This is a genomic window from Erythrobacter sp. SG61-1L (assembly GCF_001305965.1).
Lineage (GTDB): Bacteria > Pseudomonadota > Alphaproteobacteria > Sphingomonadales > Sphingomonadaceae > Andeanibacterium.
Map to the genome: position 1 here is coordinate 2,350,542 of NZ_JXQC01000003.1, position 19,882 is coordinate 2,370,423.

At 64.1% G+C, this 19,882-nt stretch carries 14 protein-coding genes; 3 read left to right on the forward strand and 11 right to left on the reverse strand.

What is annotated here, in order from left to right:
• Positions 1-4 precede the first annotated feature (4 nt).
• From SZ64_RS11475 to SZ64_RS11495, 5 genes are all read right to left on the reverse strand, one after another.
• Positions 5-1,201, reverse strand: a complete 1,197-nt coding sequence (locus SZ64_RS11475; protein WP_054530951.1) for an ABC transporter permease — start codon at positions 1,199-1,201, stop codon at positions 5-7.
• Entirely contained in the window at positions 1,201-1,947 is a 747-nt protein-coding gene (locus SZ64_RS11480) for an ABC transporter ATP-binding protein (protein WP_054530952.1), read from the reverse strand. The genes SZ64_RS11475 and SZ64_RS11480 overlap by 1 nt, the downstream gene beginning before the upstream one ends.
• Entirely contained in the window at positions 1,944-3,233 is a 1,290-nt protein-coding gene (locus tag SZ64_RS11485) for an efflux RND transporter periplasmic adaptor subunit (protein ID WP_054530953.1), read from the reverse strand. Before SZ64_RS11485 ends, SZ64_RS11480 begins: the two co-directional genes overlap by 4 nt.
• On the reverse strand, positions 3,230-4,609 hold the full coding sequence (locus SZ64_RS11490; protein ID WP_241773026.1) for an efflux transporter outer membrane subunit: 1,380 nt from the start codon (positions 4,607-4,609) through the stop codon (positions 3,230-3,232). Before SZ64_RS11490 ends, SZ64_RS11485 begins: the two co-directional genes overlap by 4 nt.
• Positions 4,610-4,881: 272 nt before the next feature.
• On the reverse strand, positions 4,882-6,711 hold the full coding sequence (locus SZ64_RS11495) for a diguanylate cyclase (RefSeq protein ID WP_054532216.1): 1,830 nt from the start codon (positions 6,709-6,711) through the stop codon (positions 4,882-4,884).
• Between the two features lie 261 nt (positions 6,712-6,972).
• Here SZ64_RS11495 and SZ64_RS11500 point away from each other — a divergent pair, with 261 nt between their 5' ends.
• Positions 6,973-10,512 carry a PAS domain S-box protein gene (locus SZ64_RS11500; protein ID WP_054530955.1) on the forward strand — a complete coding sequence of 1,180 codons (3,540 nt, stop codon included), beginning with the start codon at positions 6,973-6,975 and terminating at the stop codon, positions 10,510-10,512.
• Here the strand turns inward: SZ64_RS11500 and SZ64_RS11505 are convergent.
• From SZ64_RS11505 to SZ64_RS11525, 5 genes are all read right to left on the reverse strand, one after another.
• Complete coding sequence (locus tag SZ64_RS11505) at positions 10,509-11,930, reverse strand: glycosyltransferase family 2 protein (RefSeq protein WP_054530956.1); 1,422 nt, start codon at positions 11,928-11,930, stop codon at positions 10,509-10,511. The two genes, SZ64_RS11500 and SZ64_RS11505, sit on opposite strands and share 4 nt — an antisense overlap.
• A complete protein-coding gene (locus SZ64_RS11510; protein ID WP_054530957.1) occupies positions 11,927-12,889 on the reverse strand; it encodes a HEAT repeat domain-containing protein in 963 nt (320 codons plus the stop codon). The genes SZ64_RS11505 and SZ64_RS11510 overlap by 4 nt, the downstream gene beginning before the upstream one ends.
• Before the next feature lie 2 nt (positions 12,890-12,891).
• Positions 12,892-13,962 (reverse strand): YaiO family outer membrane beta-barrel protein, encoded by a 1,071-nt coding sequence (locus SZ64_RS11515; RefSeq protein WP_054530958.1) that lies wholly within the window; start codon positions 13,960-13,962, stop codon positions 12,892-12,894.
• Complete coding sequence (locus SZ64_RS11520; RefSeq protein ID WP_054530959.1) at positions 13,952-14,341, reverse strand: response regulator; 390 nt, start codon at positions 14,339-14,341, stop codon at positions 13,952-13,954. The genes SZ64_RS11515 and SZ64_RS11520 overlap by 11 nt, the downstream gene beginning before the upstream one ends.
• Positions 14,342-14,497: 156 nt before the next feature.
• Positions 14,498-15,823 carry an MFS transporter gene (locus SZ64_RS11525; RefSeq protein ID WP_054530960.1) on the reverse strand — a complete coding sequence of 442 codons (1,326 nt, stop codon included), beginning with the start codon at positions 15,821-15,823 and terminating at the stop codon, positions 14,498-14,500.
• Positions 15,824-15,910: 87 nt separating this feature from the next.
• On the opposite strand from SZ64_RS11525, the gene SZ64_RS11530 reads away from it, so the two are divergent.
• Positions 15,911-17,056: a Ca2+-dependent phosphoinositide-specific phospholipase C gene (locus tag SZ64_RS11530; protein ID WP_156313629.1), complete on the forward strand. Its 1,146-nt coding sequence runs from the start codon at positions 15,911-15,913 to the stop codon at positions 17,054-17,056.
• 283 nt (positions 17,057-17,339) lie between these two features.
• Positions 17,340-17,960 carry a TetR/AcrR family transcriptional regulator gene (locus SZ64_RS11535; RefSeq protein ID WP_054530962.1) on the forward strand — a complete coding sequence of 207 codons (621 nt, stop codon included), beginning with the start codon at positions 17,340-17,342 and terminating at the stop codon, positions 17,958-17,960.
• Positions 17,961-18,036: 76 nt separating this feature from the next.
• Here SZ64_RS11535 and SZ64_RS11540 read toward each other — a convergent pair whose 3' ends face one another.
• Complete coding sequence (locus tag SZ64_RS11540; protein WP_082384563.1) at positions 18,037-19,842, reverse strand: alkaline phosphatase D family protein; 1,806 nt, start codon at positions 19,840-19,842, stop codon at positions 18,037-18,039.
• Between the last annotated feature and the right edge of the window lie 40 nt (positions 19,843-19,882).

Genomic DNA, 19,882 nt, shown 5'->3' on the forward strand with positions numbered 1-19,882 from the left:
CCCCTTATTCGTGCCGAAGTGCCTCGATCGGATCGAGCGCCGCCGCGCGGCGGGCCGGGAAATAGCCGAAGACCACCCCGATCAGCGCGGAGACCAGGAAGCTCAGCACGTTGATCGTGGGTGAGAAGACAAAGGGAATGTCCACCGCACGGGCGAGGCCGAAGGAGAATATGAAGCCCAGCACGATCCCCATCACCCCGCCGAAGCAGCATAGCACCACCGCCTCGGTCAGGAATTGCAGCCGCACCTCTCTGGCCAGCGCGCCGATGGCAAGGCGGATGCCGATCTCGCGCGTGCGCTCGGTCACGGAGACGAGCATGATATTCATGATCCCCACGCCCCCCACTACCAGGCTGATGGCCGCAATGGCCGAGACCATCGCAGTCAGCAGGCCCACGGCCGTGGAAACGGCATCGTTCACCTGCGCTGTATCGAGAATGTTGAAATCGTTGACCTGCCCTTCCTGCAGCAGGCGCCGTTCCCGCAGCAGGTCCACCAGCGAGCTTTGCATCGCCGCGCTGTCGTATGCCGGGTCATAGCTGATGACCATGTAGAACACGTTGTCATTGCCCAGGAAGCGCCGCTGGACGTTCTTGATCGGCATGAACACCGAATTGTCGTCATCCTGATTCTGGGCGCCCTGCGCGCGCGATTCGAACATGCCGATCACCGTGCAGGAGACATCGTCCAGCCGCATCCGTTCCCCGATGGGGCTGGTGCCGGCAACGAAGATCTCTTCATAGACCTTCGGCCCGATGATGCAGACATTGGCCCCGGCGGATTCCTCTGCCGCAGTGAAGCGCCGCCCTTCATCCATGCCGATGCCGCGTGCATCCATGAAGGCGTTGGACACACCCTCCACGCGCGAGGACCAGTCCTGCCCGTTGTGGATCGCCTTGACGTCGCGATTCACTTCGCCCGCCACGGCCTTCACGCCCGCGATCTGTTCGCGCACCGCGGTAATGTCATCTTCCTTGAACGGACGCGGCTGGCCGCGATCGGTCTGCTGCGGGAAGACGATGAACACGTTGGAACCCAGCGCGCTGATCTGTTCCTTGATCGAAACGGTCACGCCATTGCCCAGCGTCACCATGGTGATCACAGCCGAAACGCCGATGATGATCCCCAGCGTGGTGAGGAAGCTGCGCAGCAGGTGCCGCCGGATTTCGCCCAGGGCTAGCATCAGGGTGGTGCCCAGCATCAGCGCGCGCCCCCGGCCTCAGGCCCGGCGTGGGCATGATGACGGTGGCCCTTCTCGATCCGCTCCACCAGCCCATCACGGAAATGCACGATGGTCCTGGCGTAGGCGGCCATTTCCGCCTCATGCGTTACCATCAGGACGGTAATGCCCTTGCGGTTGAGATCGGCGAGCAGTTCCATGATCTCGATCGAACGTTCGGTATCCAGATTACCGGTCGGCTCATCCGCCAGCAGCACTTCCGGGTCGCTCACCAGCGCGCGGGCAATGGCAACCCGCTGCTGCTGGCCGCCCGAAAGCTCGGCCGGGGTGTGATCGGCCCAGGGGGCAAGCCCCACCTGCTCCAGCGCGCGCATTCCGGCCTCCTTGCGCTCCGCCTTGCCCAGCCCGCGATAGAGCAGCGGCAGTTCGACATTCTCCAGCGCGGACGTGCGGGCAAGCAGGTTGAAGCCCTGAAAGACGAAGCCGAGATAGCGCCGCCGCAACAGCGAACGCTGATCGCGGTTCAAGGACTGCACTTCCACGCCAAGGAACCGGAACACGCCACTGCTGGGCGTATCGAGGCAACCGAGGATATTCATCGTGGTGGATTTTCCGGAACCGGATGGCCCCATCACCGCCACGAAATCCCCGTGATTGATGGAGAGGTCCACGCCCTTGAGCGCCTGGAACGCAGCCGCGCCCTGCCCGAAGGTCTTGGTTATCCCTTTCAGCTCAATCAGCGGATCTGTGCGCTCGGTCTGCGTCACTTCTGGTTCGCCTTGACCCCCGTGACGACCTTCATGCCCGGCTTGAGTTCCGAAGAATGGACCACGGTGAGTTTGCCGTCGCTCTGCCCGGTCGTGACCTGGATCGTCTTGAGCTTGCCGTCGTCACCCAGCACATAGACCTGCTGCCGGCTGCCCACGCCAATCGTGGCCTTCTCCTCTTCCTGCTGCAGGCCGATCTGGGGATTGAGCGCCCCGCCCCCGCCCAGCTTCTGGGCATCGGGCTTGAAGCGCAGCGCGCCATTGGGAACGAGCATTTGCACGCCAGTGCTGTCCGTGGCGATATTGGCCGTGGCCGTCATGCCCGGGCGCAGCAGGCCCTCCGGATTGGCGACCGACAGGCGGGCCTCATAGATCACAACGGCATTCTGCGTCGTCGTGGTGCTCTGCGATGCGCTGACGGTGTTGTTGGAGCCGAGATTGATCCGCTCCACCGCAGCGGGGAAGCGGCGCCCCGGATAGGCATCCACTGTGAAATTGGCCTTCTGCCCGGCCTTCACCTGCCCGACATCGGCTTCGTCGATAGAGACACGCAGCTGCATTTGCGAAAGGTCTTCGGCAAGGATGAACAGGGTGGGCGTGCTGAAGCTGGCCGCCACGGTCTGCCCCGGCTCTACCTGCCGCGCCAGCACCACGCCCGACACGGGCGAGACGATGATCGCGCGGCGGCGATTGGTTTCAGCCGTGGAAAGCTGCGCCTGAGCGGAAGTGACATTGGCCTGTGCGGAAGCGAGCGAGGCCCGGTCACGGGCGACATTGGCCTCGGCAATGTCCAGCTCGCTTTTGGACGGAACCTTGCCGCCCGAAAGCCGCGCCACTTCCTGCAGGCGCGAAAGCTGCGCCTGATCGAGGCTGAGCGTCGCCTGAGCCTGTGCCACCGAAGCACGGGCGGAAGCAAGGCTGGCGCGCGCCTGCTTGATCTGATCGTCGATCACGTCGGTATTGATCCGCGCCAGCACCTGCCCGCGCGTGACCCTGTCGTTCACGTCGACATAGATCTCGTCGATCTTGCCCGAAACTTCGGAGCCGACATCCACCTGATTGGTCGGCCGCAGATTGCCCGTAGCGGTAACTTCCACGTCCAGCGAGCGCTTGACGATGTCTTCCGTAACATAGCCCGGCCCGCTGTTGCGGCCGATCAGCAGTGCCGCCACGATCAGGCCCACAACCAGCACCACTGCCGGAACCCAGAACATCGCCCAGCGCTTCCAACGCGGGCGATCGGACGTGCCGAGAAATTCGTCGATCGAGGTCTGGCCGTCACTCATGGCGTGTTCCCATCATCGGAAATTGCTGGCGCGCCTTCGCTCCAGCCTCCACCCAGCGCCTGGGTGAGGCGGACAAAGGCAGTGGCGCGATCGGCCTCAGCCGAAGCCACCGAATTGCGCGCGGTAAGCAGCTGGCTTTCGGATGAAAGCAGCGTCTGGAAATCGGTGAGGCCGGCCTGATACTGGCTGCGGGCAAGGATCGCGGCATTATTCGCCGCGTCCAGCGCCTCGGTCAGTTCGGCCAGCCGCGCATCGGCGGCGCGGCGTGCGGCGATGGCGCTTTCGACTTCCTCCAGTGCCGTGAGGATCGACTTGCGCCACCCGGCGAGCGAGCCTTCCGCCGCTGCCTCTGCTGAACGGACCTGCGAACGCGTGCGCCCGCCATCGAACAGCAGCTGGCTGATCGTGGCGGAGATCGAACCCGTCACCATGTCGAACAGGTTCAGCGGCCCAGCATCGTTCGTCCCGATCGAACCGGCAAGCCGAAGCGCCGGATAAAGCTGCGCCCGCGCCACCCCGATCCGGGCACTGGCGGCATAGAGGCTGGCCTCCGCCCCACGAATATCCGGACGGCGGCGCAGAATGTCGGCCGGCACATCCAGCTTTGCCAGCGGGGGCGGCGCGGGGATTGCACCGGGCTGGGCCAGCAAGGCCAGCACCCGGCCCGGCGTTTCACCCGCGAGAGTGGAAATGGCGTTGGATGTGGCCGCAAGGTTGCTTTCCAGCAGCGGAATGCTGGCCGCCGTCTGCGCGCGCTGGCTGCGTGCCTGCTCGACATCGAGGCTGGAGACCAGCCCGGCCTGATTGCGCCAGCGGGCGATCTGCAGATTCTCGTCCTGAATGCGCAAGGTATCGCGCGCGATGGCCAGCTGGCTGGCAGTGGCACGCGCGGAAATCACCTGGCTGGCGACCTGCCCGGCAATCGCACGGCGCAGATCGTCGAGCGAATAGCCTGCGGCGTCGTAATCATAGCGGGCGGCACTGGCCGAATTGCCGATCCTGCCGAACAGATCGGCTTCCCAGCTCGCATCCACGCCCAGATTCAGCAGGGGATCGCCGCCACCGCCATCCAGGATATCCTGCCGCGCACCGCCGCTGGCATTCACTTGCGGCAGGAATCCTGCGCGGGCTTGCGCCAGTGTCTCGCGCGCCTGTGCAAGCCGGGCCGCCGATTGCGCCAGGTCGAGGTTATTCGCCAGAGCGGCTTCGACGATTTCGGTCAGAGCCGGATCGCCCAAGGCCTGCCAATAGACGGCTTCATCATAGGAAGGGGCCGCGCGGCCTTCATCCGACCATGCAGGCGGCAGGGCAATGGCATGGTCGGGAACGGCCCCGCCACCGATGCTGCTGCACCCGGCAAGGCAGAGCGCAAGCATGGCCGCGGGCACAGCCCGATAAGCCCAACTAGCCTCAGCCTTTGCCCGCATTGTAATCCCCCTTCCGCAGCACCTGCAGATTAGATCGCTTTGGCGCAGAGGCCAGTCACGAAATGTCGCAAAGTGCCACGCTGCAACCCAGCCCATGCGTCAGCATCAGGTGAGTTACCCACGTAAGACAGATGGGCACAGGCAGCGTCAAATTCCTGCGTCGTTCTGCCAACCGCCGATGCCGCCTGATGAGCGACATGGGTATGCCGAGGGGCGAACGGTCAGCCGGCGGCTGCGCGTCGTTCCTGCGGGACGTTGGGGGCAGGCCCGGTGGCCACTTCCACCTGATCGCGCCCGTTGGCCTTGGCGCGCAGCAAGGCGGCATCGGCGCTCAGCACCAGCCGGCTCAGGCGGCACTGGTCCGGAGCGCAGGCAACGCCGATAGACGCAGTGATCCGGCCAAGGTCTCGCTCGCCATAAGCGATCTGGATCGCACCGATGCGGGACCGGATTTCCTCTGCCCGCGCGGCGGCCTGCGTGGCATCCACCCCCGGCAGCAGCATGGTGAATTCCTCCCCACCATAGCGGAAGACGAATTCCGGCTCGCGCGTGGCGCCGCGCAGCACCGCGCCCACTTCGCGCAGCACGGCATCCCCGGCATCGTGGCCGAACGTGTCGTTGAACTTCTTGAAGTGGTCCACGTCGATCATCACACAGCTGAGCGGACGGCCCTCGCGATGGGCAAGGTCCAGCTGCTGTTCCAGCACCGCGTCGAACTGGCGGCGATTGGCAAGCCCGGTCAGAGTATCCGCCATCGCCATTTCGCGCAGGGCATCGCGCAATTGCAGGTTAGCCAGCGCCAGCCCGATATTTTCGGCCAGCATGTTCAGGTAGATTTCCGGCGTTGGGCCGACATCGTCATTGCCCGCCGCCGGTTCCAGATAAAGCAGGCCCAGAGTCTCGCGCTGCGCCGTCAGCGGCAGGCAGAGCGTATCGGGCAGATGGCCTTCCTCGAAGTCCAGATGCTGGCAGGGGACGTCTACCATCCCGCCAGAAGGGCGATGCACCAGCCCGCGCCGCAGCGCCCAGCAGGCGGTCGGCGGGAATTCGCGCGGCGAGTGGATCGGCGAGAGCCAGCTACAGGCCGCAACAACGGCATTGCGCTCCTCGTCCACCAGATAGAGCCTGCCGGCGCGCGCCGGGGCAATCTCGGGCACGAAGCGCTGCACCACGCCTTTCAGGTCGTCCAGCGTGTCGCAGCCCTGCATCCGCTGGGTCATGCGCGAGAGGAGGTCTCGCACTGCCAGATCGGCGTCGCGTTCGCTTTCCAGCCGCTGGCGCTCGATGCCGTTTTCACGAAAGACGCGGATGGCCTGCGCCATGTCGCCGATCTCGTCGATCTGGCCGATCTCGGGCGGTTCGACCGCGAAATCCTGCGCGGCAAGACGGTTTACCACATCGCTCAGCTTCACGACCGGGCGAAGGACGCGCTGGCGGAAGACAAAGAACAACACGCACAGAAACAGCAGGCCCGTCACCGCGATGGCCACTTCCGACAGGCCGCGCCACACCTTGGCGACGCCAGTTGCCGCGCGCACTTCATCCTCCACGCGGCGGTCGAGCAGATCCTGGAAACGGGCGATCAACATATCGACCCGGTCCAGCTCCCGCTCATATTCCGGACCGAACAGGATCTTGCGCGCACCGGCCGCGTCGCCGGCCTCATTAGCGGCAAGCGCGGCAGACTGCTCGTCATGCAATGTGTCGGCCCAGCGCACGGCCTCTTTCAGTGCGGCCAGTTCGTCAGCACTGGCCCCGGCATCCTCGATATGGGCAATTCTTCTTTCGACCGTGCCAAGGTCAGCCAGTTCGCGGCGATAGGCGATCAGGTAGGACTGGTCGCCCGTGTCGAGGAACTGGCGCGCATGATCGGTCAGCGCGCGCGTATCCACGTTGAGCCGGGCAGTCGCCTTGCCAAGGCTGTGCCGCAGTTCCACCGCCGCCCGCTCATCCTGCTGGGCGTTGGACGCCAGCAGCATGGTTGTCCCGGTGACGAAAGTAAGGGCAACGGTGATGCCGTATGCCCAGTTAGTGATAGTTGCCAGCCGCATGATACGCAGTTCTACCGGCGACAAACGGCGAAAAGGTTAATGGCTGCGCGGCCGCCCGTACTCCTCCGGCGCAGTGAAGCGACAGGTGACTTGCGGATACTGCCGGCCAAAACCCGCGCAAATACGGGGTCTGCCGAATGGCCAACCCGATCAGGCACCATGCCGTGCGGGGCCTGCTTTCAACGAGCGACCCCAAATTAACCATATCTAAGCGAAGATTCCCGAAACCGGTCGCTTCAATCTGACCGGGAGTGTCACTGGGTGCCCATTATTCCGGAACGTGAAGGGCGGGGTTTCGTGGCAGTAAGCGCCCGCGTGGCATTCGTCGCGCTCGCGTTTGGCCTGCTTGCCTGGCACGGTATCACGTTGACGCGCGATGTCGGGCGCATTGCCGCCCTGTGGCTGCCCAATGCCTTTCTGGTCGTAATGATCCTGCGCCGCCCTTGGCAACATGCCCTGCGCTTTGTGGTGCCCTGCTTCTTTGCCAATGCCGCAGTGGGTTTCCTGGTGGGGGACCATACGGTGCAGGCATTTGGCCTTGCCCTGGCCAACAGCGTGGAGATCATGCTGGTCTATTTCGGCGTCCGGCGCGTTGCCGGGCCTCGGCCCGATCTGTCCGACTTCCGCACTTTGGCGTGGTTTTCCGGTATCGGCGGGATCATGGCGCCGATGGTTTCGGCCGCGATTGCCATCGCCGTCCTGTGGCTGGGCGGGGTAGCGCCTTCGCTGCACACATGGTTCACCTGGCTGATTGCTGACGGCCTGGGCATGCTGATCGGCGCCCCGCTGCTGATGGTGCTGCTGCAGATGGCCTATCGTCGCCAACTGATGGAGCCCGGAGAAGCCACCGAATGGGCCATCGTTATCGGGCTGGGCACGCTGGGAACGTCGCTGGTGTTCGTGCAGACGGCATATCCTTTCCTGTTCATGGCATCGCTCTTCGTGCTGCTGGCCGCGTTCCGGCTGGGGGTGAGCGGTGCTGCCGTCGCCACCGCCATCGTCGCCACAATTGCCACCATCGCCACATCGCTGGGTAGCGGGCCGATCCAGCTTGTGCATGGCGGATTGCAGACGAAAGTGATGGTGCTTCAGCTGTTCCTCGCCTTCACATACGCCGGGTCCATGCCGGTGGCCTTCGCGCTGGCCAAGCGGCGCAAGCTGGAGCAGCAGCTTCGCCACAGCCGGGACTTTGCTCAGTCGATCCTCGACAATATGCGCGAAGTGGTGTTCCGCACCGATCCGAACGGCAGCTGGACCTTCCTGAACCCCGCCTGGGAAAAACTGACCGGCTATTCGGTGATCGAATCCCTCGGCACGCCGATCACCCGGCTGCTGGTGAAGGAGGATTACCTCAAGACCAAGTTCCAGTACCCGCCACTGGTGAGCGGCGAGGTGGACGAGCTGCAATTGCAGCAACGCTTCCTGCGCAAGGATGGCGAAATCCTGTATATCGACGTCAGCGTGCGGGCCTTGCGCGGGCCGAACGGGGAATTCGCCGGGACGACCGGCAGCATCCGCGACGTTACCGAGGCACGCGAAGCCCAACGTGCGCTGAGCGAGAGCGAGCAGCGCTTCCAGACGCTGGCGAACCTCTCACCCGCGGGCATCTTCCGCACGAAGCTGGACGGCGATTGCACCTATGTAAACAAGGCCTGGCTGGACCTTGCCGGGCTGGAGCGGGAACAGGCGATGGGGCCGGGCTGGGCCAAGGCGCTGCACCCGCAGGACCGGGCCAAGATCGCCAAGCTGTGGGCCACCACAGTAGAGGCAGGCGCCCGTTTCCACGCCCAGTTCCGCTTCCTGCGGCCGGATGGCGGCATCAGTTGGGTCATGGCGATGGCAACGCCCGAAACCAACGACGGTGGCGCGCGCGTCGGCTTCATCGGCGTGGTGTTCGACATTACGGAAGTTGTAGAGGCGCGTGAGGAACTGGAGGAGCAGCGCGCGCAGTTCCAGTTCCTGGCCGATAATTCGACGGATGCAATCATCACAGTCGGCACCGACCAGATCTGCCATTATGCCTCGCCCTCGCTGTTCGACATCAGCGGCTACACGCCCGAGGAAGTCATCGGCAAACAGGTCGAAATCCCGATTAACGAGGCCGATCTGCTGAAGATCAAGGCTGCTTACGAAGACATGTTCGCCGGGCGCAGCGAAGGCGCCCTGCTTAGCTATCGCACTCTGCACAAGACCGAGGGCTGGCGCTGGCATGAATCGCACGTCCGCCTCGTCCGCGACCGCAAGACCGGCGAGCCGATGGAAACCATCGCAACCGTGCGCGACATTACGCAGCGCAAATCCCTTGAGGAACGCTTGCGCCACGCATTGCACCAGGCGGAAAGCGCTGCCCTCGCCAAATCGGCCTTCCTTGCGAATATGAGCCACGAAATCCGCACGCCGATGAATGGAGTTCTGGGCTTTGCCGAACTGCTGCGCGAAGGCGATCTGGACGAACAGCAGCGCCACTATGCCGATCTGATCGTCGAATCCGGCCAGTCCATGCTGGCGCTGATCAACGACATCCTCGACATATCGAAGATCGATTCCGGCCAGACAACGATTGCCGTCGACAGTCTGGACATAAGAAAGACCGTGGACGGCACGCTGCAACTGATGCGGGCGGCTGCGGCAGGGAAGAAGCTGGAGCTGAAGGCCGAATTTGCCGGCGAGATCGCGCCCTATATTCTGGCGGACAAGCTGCGCCTGCGCCAGATCCTGTCCAACCTGATGGGCAATGCGATCAAGTTCACAGATCGCGGCGCTGTCACCGTAAACGGCGTGCTTGCCGTGCGGGACGGAGAGCAAGGCATCGAAATCACCGTGGCCGATACCGGCATCGGCATCGCGCCTGAAAGGCTGGACGCGATCTTCGACGAATTCGTACAGGCCGATGCCACCACGGTGAGGAAATATGGCGGGACCGGGCTAGGCCTTGCCATCAGCCGCAGGCTGGCGACGCTGATGGGCGGGACGCTGCGCGTGGAAAGCCAGCCGGGCAAGGGGTCGCGCTTCACGTTACGCCTGCCCTATGTCCCCAGCGACATTCCCGAAGCCGAAGAGGAACGGCTCCCCGCCGAACGGCGCCGCGAGCCTGAAGGTACAACCGATGATCGCTGCATCCTTGTGGCCGACGATCACGAGATCAACCGCCTGCTCGTCACGGCGCTGATAGACAGGGCAGGCTATCGTCACGAATCTGCGGCAGGCGGCACCGAAGCGATCCACATGATCGAAGAGGCGAAAGCCAAGGGGCAACCCTTCCAACTGGTGCTGATGGACATCCAGATGCCCGACATGGACGGGCTGGAAGCGACCCGCCGCATCCGCGCAGCAGGTATCACAGCGGAAGAACTGCCCATCGTCGCTCTGACCGCCAATGCCTTCCAGAGCGATGTGGAAGCATGCCTTGAGGCCGGGATGCAGGCCCATCTGGCCAAGCCCGTACAAATGGGCGAACTGGGCCGCATGTTCGACCGGATGTTGCCCAAGCGCCGCAAGGCCGACCTGCCGGACGAGGATACGGCCACAGTGGAGGCGCTGCGTCCGCGTTACGAGAAGTTCAAGAGTGATGCGGTCGCCCAGCTGGAACGCTGCCTTGCCGCCCTGCCCGGCACACCAAAGGAAGATACGGAAGAATTGCGACGGCTGATGCACAAGCTGGCCGGTTCGGCCGCCATCTTCGGCGACGAGGAACTGGGCGCGCAAGCCGCCAGTCTCGAACATGCGATCGAGGCCAGCGACGCTTCGGGTGAGGCAGACGAACTGGAAGACGCCATCGTCCAGTTCCGCAAATATCTCTAGCTGAAACCGGTGCGCGGCACGGCGGACCAGCCAGTCTCCCGCTTGAGGTGACGTTTGATGCCCACCAGCCGGAAGACGAGGTTGGCCTGCCGGAAACCGAAATTCTCCAGCAGGGCGGCCGCGGCGATCTTCAGCAGGTCTGCCGCCGAAGGGGTGCGCCGCAGCTGGGCCTCTTCCAGCGCCAGCGTGGCGATGCTCAGCCCCGTGCCGAAGGCCACCGTCAGGGCGAGGAAGGCCAGCGCCATCTGGCCTGACAGTAGGCCCAGCGCCCATGCGGCTGGCACCACCAGATAGCCGATCACTTCAGCCGGCGGGCCGATTACGTCCTCCACCAGCATCTGGGGCGTGGCCAGCATCCCGATGCGGCCATAGCGCGGGTTGAACAATATCCCGCGATGGGCCTCCAGCGTTTCGAGCGCGCCCTGCTGCCAGCGCGAGCGCTGGTTCTTCAGGCCAAGCATCGAAACAGGGGCTTCCGTCCAGCACACGATCTCCGGCACGAAGCCGATGCGATAGGGAATGTTCCGTTCAAGGCTGTAGCGATGCAGGCGGACGACCAGTTCCAGATCCTCGCCCACCGTATCGTGGCGATAGCCGCCGATCTCAACCAGCGCAGACCGCCGGAACAGGCCGAATGCCCCGGAAATCAGCAGCAGCGAATTGAAATGGGCATTGGCAACGCGCGCGGTGAGGAAGGCGCGAAAATATTCGATCACCTGAAAGCGGGCGATCCATTCGCGCGGGATGCCGATCTTGCGCAGCGATCCCCCGCGCACTTCGCAGCCGTTCACGATGCGGATCGCGCCGCCCACGGCCAGCAGCGATCCGTCATCGGTCATGAAGGGTTCTGCCGCGCGCAGCAGGCCATCGGTCTCGATGATCGAATCCGCGTCGATCACGCACACCAGCGGCGTGCGGGCAAATCCGATGCCCATATTCACAGCGTCCGCCTTGCGCCCGTTCTCCTTGTCGACCACCAGCAGGTTGCGGTGAACGCGCGAGCGATAGACGCCGAGGATCTTCGTGCGCTGCAGCGCCGCGATCTGCGGACGGTCCGACGGCTCAAGCTCGAAATCGCGGATCAGCGTGGCGAGCGTTGCGTCCTTCGATCCATCATTGACCACGATGATCTCGTGTTCGGGATATTCCAGCGCCAGCAGCGCACGCACGCTCTGCGTGATGGAAAGCTCTTCATTATAGGCAGGCGCGATCACCGAGATGGGTGGCGCCAGATCGACCGAGCGCGACCACAGATCGATCGCGCGCGGTGCCGGTTCGATCCGGGTCCAGAAGACCCATGCCGCCACGGCCAGTTGCACCCCGCTGACCAGATTGCGCGCGAGCACCACCAGAAAGCACGACCATGCGAGAACCATCACCGCCATTGCGGCAATATGGAGGGCCTGCGCGCTGCTCATCCCGCTTCCCCGGCCGGGGCCTGCGGTGCGAGCAGGGCCATGGCATCTCCGGTCCGCACGCGGACCCATACCGATGCGTCATCCTGCAATTCGCGCAGCTTCGGCAAGGCGGACTTGAAGCCCAGCTTGGCCACGCTCTGCACGGCCTGAATGCGCACGATCTCCGCTTCGTCTGACAGGGCGGCGATCACCCAGGGCTCCGTCCGGGGATCGCCCACCAGCCGCGCAGCACGCACGGCCGCCGCGCGGATTTCCGCCACGGGTTCGCGCGCAGCGCGTTCCAGTTCGGCAACGTCACGCAGATCGCCGCCATAGGCGACCGCGTCGATCAGCACGGCGCGCAGGTCCGGCTGGACATCCTCATGCAGCAATTCGCGGATCTGTTCGGGATGCTGGGCCGCGATAGAGCGGAACAGGGCACGATGCAGCCGGATCACCTGCCCGTGCCGCAGGCCCAGCATTGAAATCGTATCCTTGGCGGAGGGAAGCCTGCCCAGCCGCGCCAGCGCCGCCGCCGCCTCCAGCCGGATTTCGTTTTCCTCGTCATTGGCCATCAGCATCTGCAGGGCGCTGACGCAACGTGGGCTGCCGAACTGGTCAAGCGTGCGGATCGCTTCCGAACGGCGCGCGGCACGCGGGCTTTCCGCAAAATGCAGGGCAGTGTCGAACAGGCGCTCCTCATCTGCGATCTGAAGCAGCTTGTCGCGCTCGCTCCCGCGCAGGAGCTGCAGCAGGTGCGATACCGCCTCCAGCCTTACCTGCGGCGATGCCTGTATTATTTCCGGCGGCAATGTGCTGACTTCCAGTCGCCCGACATAGGCCTGCGCGATCCTGCGGCGCAGCTCGGTGCGCGTCGCGCGATCTTTCTCCGACAGCCAGCGACGGAATGTGAGGATTGCCAGAACGATCGACGCTGCAAGGAAGAAGGCCAGAGTTATGTCGATGACGATGATCGGCATAGCTAACCGCCGAACCTCCATGCCAGGCCGAGCGTGGCGGCCTTGCGGGTGTAACTGCGGTCGCGCTCCTCATATTCGGCCGAAGCGCGCAGAGCCAGGCGGCCGGACAAGGGCACGGCAAAACCGGCAAAGGCCGATCGGACCTGCCGCGTGGTGCCCGCTTCCGTATCGGGATAGGTCGCCGCACCGGCAAAGATGCTGCTCCCCTCACCCAGCGTCCAGTCGCCCCGCAGGGACGCGCCGCTGCGATAGCCTCCGTCGGACTGGAACAGGTTGATCCAGCGCGCGGTGAGGGAAAGGTTGGGCGAGGCATGCCAGCGCAGGGCCGGCTGCAGCGCGACCACGTCATTCGCCGCGTAATGGGCATAACGTGCATCGAACACCAGATCGAGCGAAGGCAGTGTCGGGACATCCACCCCGCCAGAAACGCTCCATTCCTCCCGGAAATCGGCCGATGGCGTCACGGCAAATGCGGCATAGGCCGTGCCTTCACCTATCCGTTGATCCACTCGCAGGCCAAGCCGCGTATCCGCGGTGGCACGTTCCTCGTAATCGGCTGTTGCGGATAGCGTCGTATTCCCGAAGCGGTGGAAGATGCTGCCGCCGGCGCTGTACCACGTAGCGCTGCCGCCCGCCTCGAAGTCGATCCCTGACACGCCGCCATAGACTGACAGGCCCGATTGCGAGGTCGGCCTCTCCTGCCGTTCAAGCGCCTCGATCACTTCGGCCAGATCGGGATAGTCCGGCGTGCGCAGCCTTACGGCTTCGGCCTGTTCACGCGCCTCCTTCCGTCGTCCTGACCACAGGAGGATGCGCGCCCTTGCCAGCAGCACGTCATTGTCCTGCGGTGCCAGCGCTGCGGCGCGGTCGATAGTGGCAAGGGCCGCCGCCAGGTCACCAGCGGCGGCCTGCGCACCAGCCAGGCGCCGCAGAGCGTCCGCATCACCGGGAGACTGACGGACTGCGTTTTCAAGGGTGGTCACGGCGCTGGCCGCGTCTTGGTCTGCGGTCTGGGCAGAGGCGATTGTCGCCGAGCCGAGCAAGAAGGCTGCCGCAATCAGCCTAGGCAGCATTGCCGCCCTTCCCGCTCTGGCGAAGCACGCTTTCAACCCTTGCGGCGAGTTCCTGCGGCCGGAACGGCTTGGTGATATATTCATTCGCACCGAGCTTGAGAGCGGAAACCACATCGTCCTCTCCCTTTCGCGAAGTCAGCATGACAACCGGTATCCCGGCTGTTTCCGCGTCTTCCCGTATCCTGCGCAGCGCCTCAGGCCCGGTCAGGATCGGCATCATTGAATCGAGAATTATCAGATCCGGCCGATGCTCGCGAGCGAGTTCCACGGCCTGCGCACCGTCGCTCGCCACGATCAGCCGGTGCCCTTCGCTTTCCAGCCGGAAGCGGACAAGATCGGCCAGAATATCGTCGTCATCGGCGAGCAGAATGAGGGGCATCCAAGTTTTCCGTTTTGTCCCAGCACCCTAGGCACGATAGCATTACGCCTCGTGCATGCCGAGCATGGTGCGTCAGCCTGTCCCCCGGTTTCTATGAAGCGACAGAGCGGTAAATCGTTCCCGGGCAACGGCTTTGCGCTGACCGATGCCTTCGCGTTAGCGCCCTTTGCCGACCTGTCCGCGCAGCAGCGCCAGCAGCGCTATCGCCAGCAGGGAACCCGCCAGCGGCACTGCGAAAGCCCCTGCCACGATCGTGGCCCTTGCCGCCATGCCGGGCTGCGCATCGGCCACATAGCCCGAGAGCTGCAGTGCCAGCCCGAACCCTGCCACGCCCCCGCCTATCGCCAGTTTCTGCGTCAGGATCGCGCTGGCGAAGACCACGCCGTTCGCATCCGTGCCGGTCTGCATCTGAAGCCGGTGCGCGGCATCGGCGATCAGGCCCCAGATCAGCGAATATATGCCCGAAGCGCCAAGGCCGCAGATGAACATGGCGGGCAGAAGGAGAGGTTGGAAGCGGAACAGCGCCGCCAGCCCCACGGCCATGCCGATGGCGCTTGCCAGATGGGCAGCCGCCAGCATGCCCGCATGGTTGAGGCGCCCGGCAATCCCCATCCACACAGGCAACCCGCAGAACTGCCCCGCAATCATCACCGCCAGCATGCGCGGCGCCAGTTCCGGCTGGTGGAGCAGCGGGCCTGCGACATAGAGTACGCATTTGGGCAGCAACGGAACCGTGGCCGATGCCACTGCGCCGGCGAGGAGCGCGCGCAGGAAAGGCCGATAGCGCCAGACCTGCAGCACCAATGCACGAGCCGGCTCGCTGCGGGGGGCGCGCCTCCGAAACTCCCGGTCACGCGACGCGACGGAGCGCCAGGACAGGATCATCACACCCATCGACAACGCCCCGGCCAGCATGCCGTAGATGGCGATATTTCCGGGCGAGAGGCCGGCACCCGCAATCATTGCCGTGAGGAACATGGCCACGGCCAGCGATGCGAGCGAACTGAAGAAGAAGCGATAGATCGTCAGCCGCGATTGGCCCGTTTTGTCGGTCGTCACCGCCGAAAGCAGCGCGTTGTGCGGCATGTCGATCAGCGAGTAGGATATGCGGAAGGCCACGATCAGCGTGAAGGCCAGGGCCGCATTGCCGATGCCCAGCCATGGTAATGCATAGATCGCGGCAAAGGTCAGCCCGGCCAGCGGCGCCCCGATCAGGATGAACGGGCCATAGCGCCCCAGCGGGCTGGAAATCCTGTCACTGAGGATACCCACCAGCGGATCGAAAATCGCATCCACCGCCAGTGAGACGAGCAGGATAGCACCTGCCACATCGGCCCTGATGCCCAGCAATTGCGTCATCATGAACAGCAGGGTGACTTCCGTAGAACCCCACAGGAGGTTCTTGGCGAAATTCCCGCTGGCATAGCCGATGCGCGACAGATCGAAGCCCTGCGCGCCCGTGCCTTCCTGCGCCCGGCTCACGGATACATGCCTGAAGAACGGGTGATGGCCGGATCTGTCACGGAAACTTCACTTGCTGCGTCCATTAAATCACCTAACGAAAATTAAGTGACCGTGAAAGACCCGCCCAGCATGAACAAGCCTATCGCCGCTTTTGCGGCGGCCATTCTCTTGTCCGGCACCACGCTGGGCAGCGGGCCGGAACCTTCGCGGGAACATGCCAAGCTTGGCGCGCTACGGCTGGATCAGGTTCAATATATCGAGACCCATAACAGCTATCATATCGCGCCCGACAGCACGATGCTGCTTTATCTGATGAGTTCGGGATATAGCGACGGTCCTGAATGGCCGGGCCAGGCACTGGCACGCGCCATCGCCTATTCCAACCTGCCGCTCGAAACCCAGCTTCAACTGGGCCTGCGCGCCTTCGAACTGGACCTGTATGACGATCCGCAGGGCGGCCGCTTTGCCGAACCCGGCATATTCGCCGCATTGCGCAGGCACGGGTTGGCACCCGATGCCCCGTGGGATGCGAAAGGGACGATGGGCCAGCCCGGCTTCAAGGTGTTCCACAAGGAAGCCTATGATCCGCGCAGCACCTGCCCGCTATTCCGCGAATGCCTGCGCGAGATCGCGAACTGGTCTGACCGACATCGCGATCACGTTCCGATCCTGATCATGCTGGAAATCAAGGGAGGCACGCCGGGCAGGCAATGCCCGATCCTCTGCAAGGATGGCTGGACGCGACTGGAGGCGGAGATTTCCAGCACCTTCGGCCCTGATCGTCTCATTCGCTCCTCCGATGTGGCGGCGGGCTGGCCGACAATCGACCGGAGCAGGGGCAAGGTGATGTTCTTCCTCCTCGACGAGGATCGAGTAGCGGCCAGTTATCGCGTGGCCGCTGCCAGCTCAAACCTGTCGCTGCTGCTTGCGGGCGAACGGCCCGGCGAAGGCGCGCCACTGCCTGTGGAGCGCGAGCGCTGGGCGATCCTGCCAGATCCGGCGGACCCGCGTATCGCCACGGCGCAAGGTGCCGGAATGCTCACCTACACACGGGCCGATACGGATACGGCGGAAGCACGGGCGGATGACGTATCCCGGCGCGACCGCGCACTGGCGAGCGGGGCGACAATCGTCTCGACGGACTATCCCCTGCCTGACAGGCGCTTCTCCGACTACATGGTGCGGTTCGCCGATGGCAGTTACCTGCGTTGCAACCCTGTCACGGCCAAGGGGCACTGCCCTGCGCCCTGACTGCAATCCGGGACTTTCAACGCCGCCAAGTCACGCCATGTCGAGAGCGCCAGCCTGAAGGCGGCACATTTACCTTACGCAGCGTGATTTAAGAAGCCCGATTGGGGCCGTTCTACGCTCGACTGGACCGCAATTCCGGAACGAGCCGGAATGTGCGGCAAGGCCTTGCCCGGCTTGCACTCGATCCGCCGGTCCTGTACCGTTTCCCAGACGTCGGAAATGGCTGTTTTCCGTGCTTTTTGGCTATAATGGCAGGCTTGCCGGAACTTACAGGATTTCTTCAATGCCGCCCCGCCCTTTGCAGCAGGAAACCCTGGAGAAAGAGCCGCGCCGTCGGGGCAGGCCCGTGGATGCCGAAAAGAGCAGAAAGATCTCGCAAGAGACATGGCGCCTGCTGTCTGAGCTTGGTTACGACGCGCTGACTTTCGAAGCCGTGGCGGCAGCGGTCGGCTGCAACCGGGCGACGATCTATCGCCGCCACCCCTCGAAAGCCGCGCTGGTCTACAGCGTGTTGCGGGATACCCTGCTGTCGTTCCAACCGGAAATCGACGAAAGCGCGACACCGCGCGAAGGCCTGCGCTCGCTGATCCAGACCGCCGTGACCTATCTTTCGGAAGAGCGTGGCGGGGCCATCCTGCACATTGCTTCGCTGGCGCGCCGTTCGCCCGAAATGGCCTCGATCCTCGACACGCATCTGCGTTCGGTGGAGCCATATTATCTCAAGCAGTTCCGCAAGCTGGGCAAGGATGTGGATGAGGAGCAACTGCGCTTCACGGCGCATGCGCTGCTGGGCAGCGTCGTTTACCGCCTCACCTTCCTGCGGGCCGAGCTGACGCCGGAACAGATCGACATGCTGGTCGATCAGGCCATCGCGATGCTGGATGCCTTCCCCGCAAAGCAATAGGGTGATGCATGCATAGCGGCGGCGAGGCCATTTCCGCCCCGCCGCCGCCCGATTGGCTGCGTCCTGACGCGACAGCCTATGCCGTGGGCGTCAGATCCTCCCACTGCCCGATATGCCCTTCGGCATCTGTGGGCAGGCGGAAGGATTTGAGCACGAAGCGCTGATAATCCCGCTGCAGCACGGTGGACATGCCGATCAGGTCCACCCGCATATCGTCCGGCGTCAGCGTGACGAGGCTATAGCCGCGCGTGAGGTGCTGACAGAAACGCACTTCCGGGCAGGACCCGGAAAAGAGCGGCCCCAGTTCCAGGCCGCCCAGCATGTTGCCAAGGCTGCTGCTGGTGATCGAGGTTGTGCCGACTTCGGCGGCCACCTGCCTGCCCTGCGCATCGGTAAGCGAGTTGACCCAGAACGCGTGGCTGTCCCCCGAGAGCACGACCGGGCGCCCGCCGCTGCTGGCAAGCATGGCATCCATCCGCGACCGCGCGGCGGGATAGGCATCCCAGCCGTCGAACTCGAAGGGCAGATCGTCCGGCAGGGTCTCAAGCTGCTTCAGCCAGGGGCGAAGCTGCGGCGTGACCTGCGCATAGGCCTTCTGCCAGCCCTCTGGGCCGAGGAAGTCCACGATGTCCGCACCCGTTGTGCGGGCCATGACCACCTGATTGCCGATGATCTGCCACTTCTTCCCGGCGGCCACCGAAGTGCGCAGCTGGCCGGAGAGCCATTCCTCAAGCGAATGACCATATACGCTGCGATCCGGCCGTGAGATCGCCTTGCGCAGGCTCTCGGGATCGACGCGCACTTCATAGGGCGCCGGCACAGGTTTGCCGGTCAACGCCGCAGTGAGAACGTCTTTCCGAATGGCGGGATCCGTGACCAGCGCGGGCTGGTCCGGCCCGGTCATGTCCAGCACGTTCCATGTCACATCCGTGGGATTACGCAGATCGACCTGCCGGTCGCGCCCCACAAGCCGGTTTTCCATCATGATGATGGTAGCGAGGTTCCCCAGCTCGAATGTGCGGCTGATGTCCACTCGCGGCTTGCCCGCTTCGGGCGGGCGTATCGGAATCCATTCGAAGAAGGCCTGAACCGATGCGGCCTTGCGATCTTCCCACGATCCTTCACTCGGCTGGTGGTTCTGTGCGCCGCCCACCCAGTCGTCATTGGTGGTGTCGTGATCGTCCCACACGACGATCCACGGCGCGCGGGCGTGGGCGGCCTGCAAATCCTCGTCGCTGCGATAACAGGCATAGCGCTCACGATAATCGGCCAGCGTCACAGCTTCATGGGCAGGCGTGGGCGCACGGCCGATCTGCTGGCCAATGCTCATGCCGAGCTGATCCGGCGCGCCGCCATATTCGTAGGTATAGTCACCCAGATGCATGACCAGATCGAGCCGGTCGAGGCTGGCGATGTCGCGATAGGCATTGAAGAAGCCAGTCGAGAACAGCGAGCAGGACGCCACTGCCATCACCACATTATCGACATTGCCGACCGGCAATGTCTTCGTGCGGCCCACTGGCGAGACCACATCCCCGCAGCGGAAGCGATAGGCATATTCGGTGTCCGGCTTCAGCCCGGCAGCGTCGACCTTGACCGTGAAGTCTGCCGCGCCGCTCGTCAGGGTGGTACCGCGGCGGATCACTCGGCGGAAATCGGCATCCTTAGCGATTTCCCATTCCACTTGGAGGGATTGCGGCGGATCGCCTTCCGGCGTCACTCTGGTCCAGAGGATAACCCGGTCATGCAGCGGATCGCCCGATGCGATACCGTGCCGAAAGCTGACCTTCTGTGCGGCCTTCGCGCCTGCCGGGACGCCGGACGCTCCGAGCAGCATGGCGCCGACTGCGGCGCCCATGACTTCACGTCTGTCGAGTTTCATGTTGCCTCATTCCGGCAGGCGGCCCGTGCCCTTGGCAACG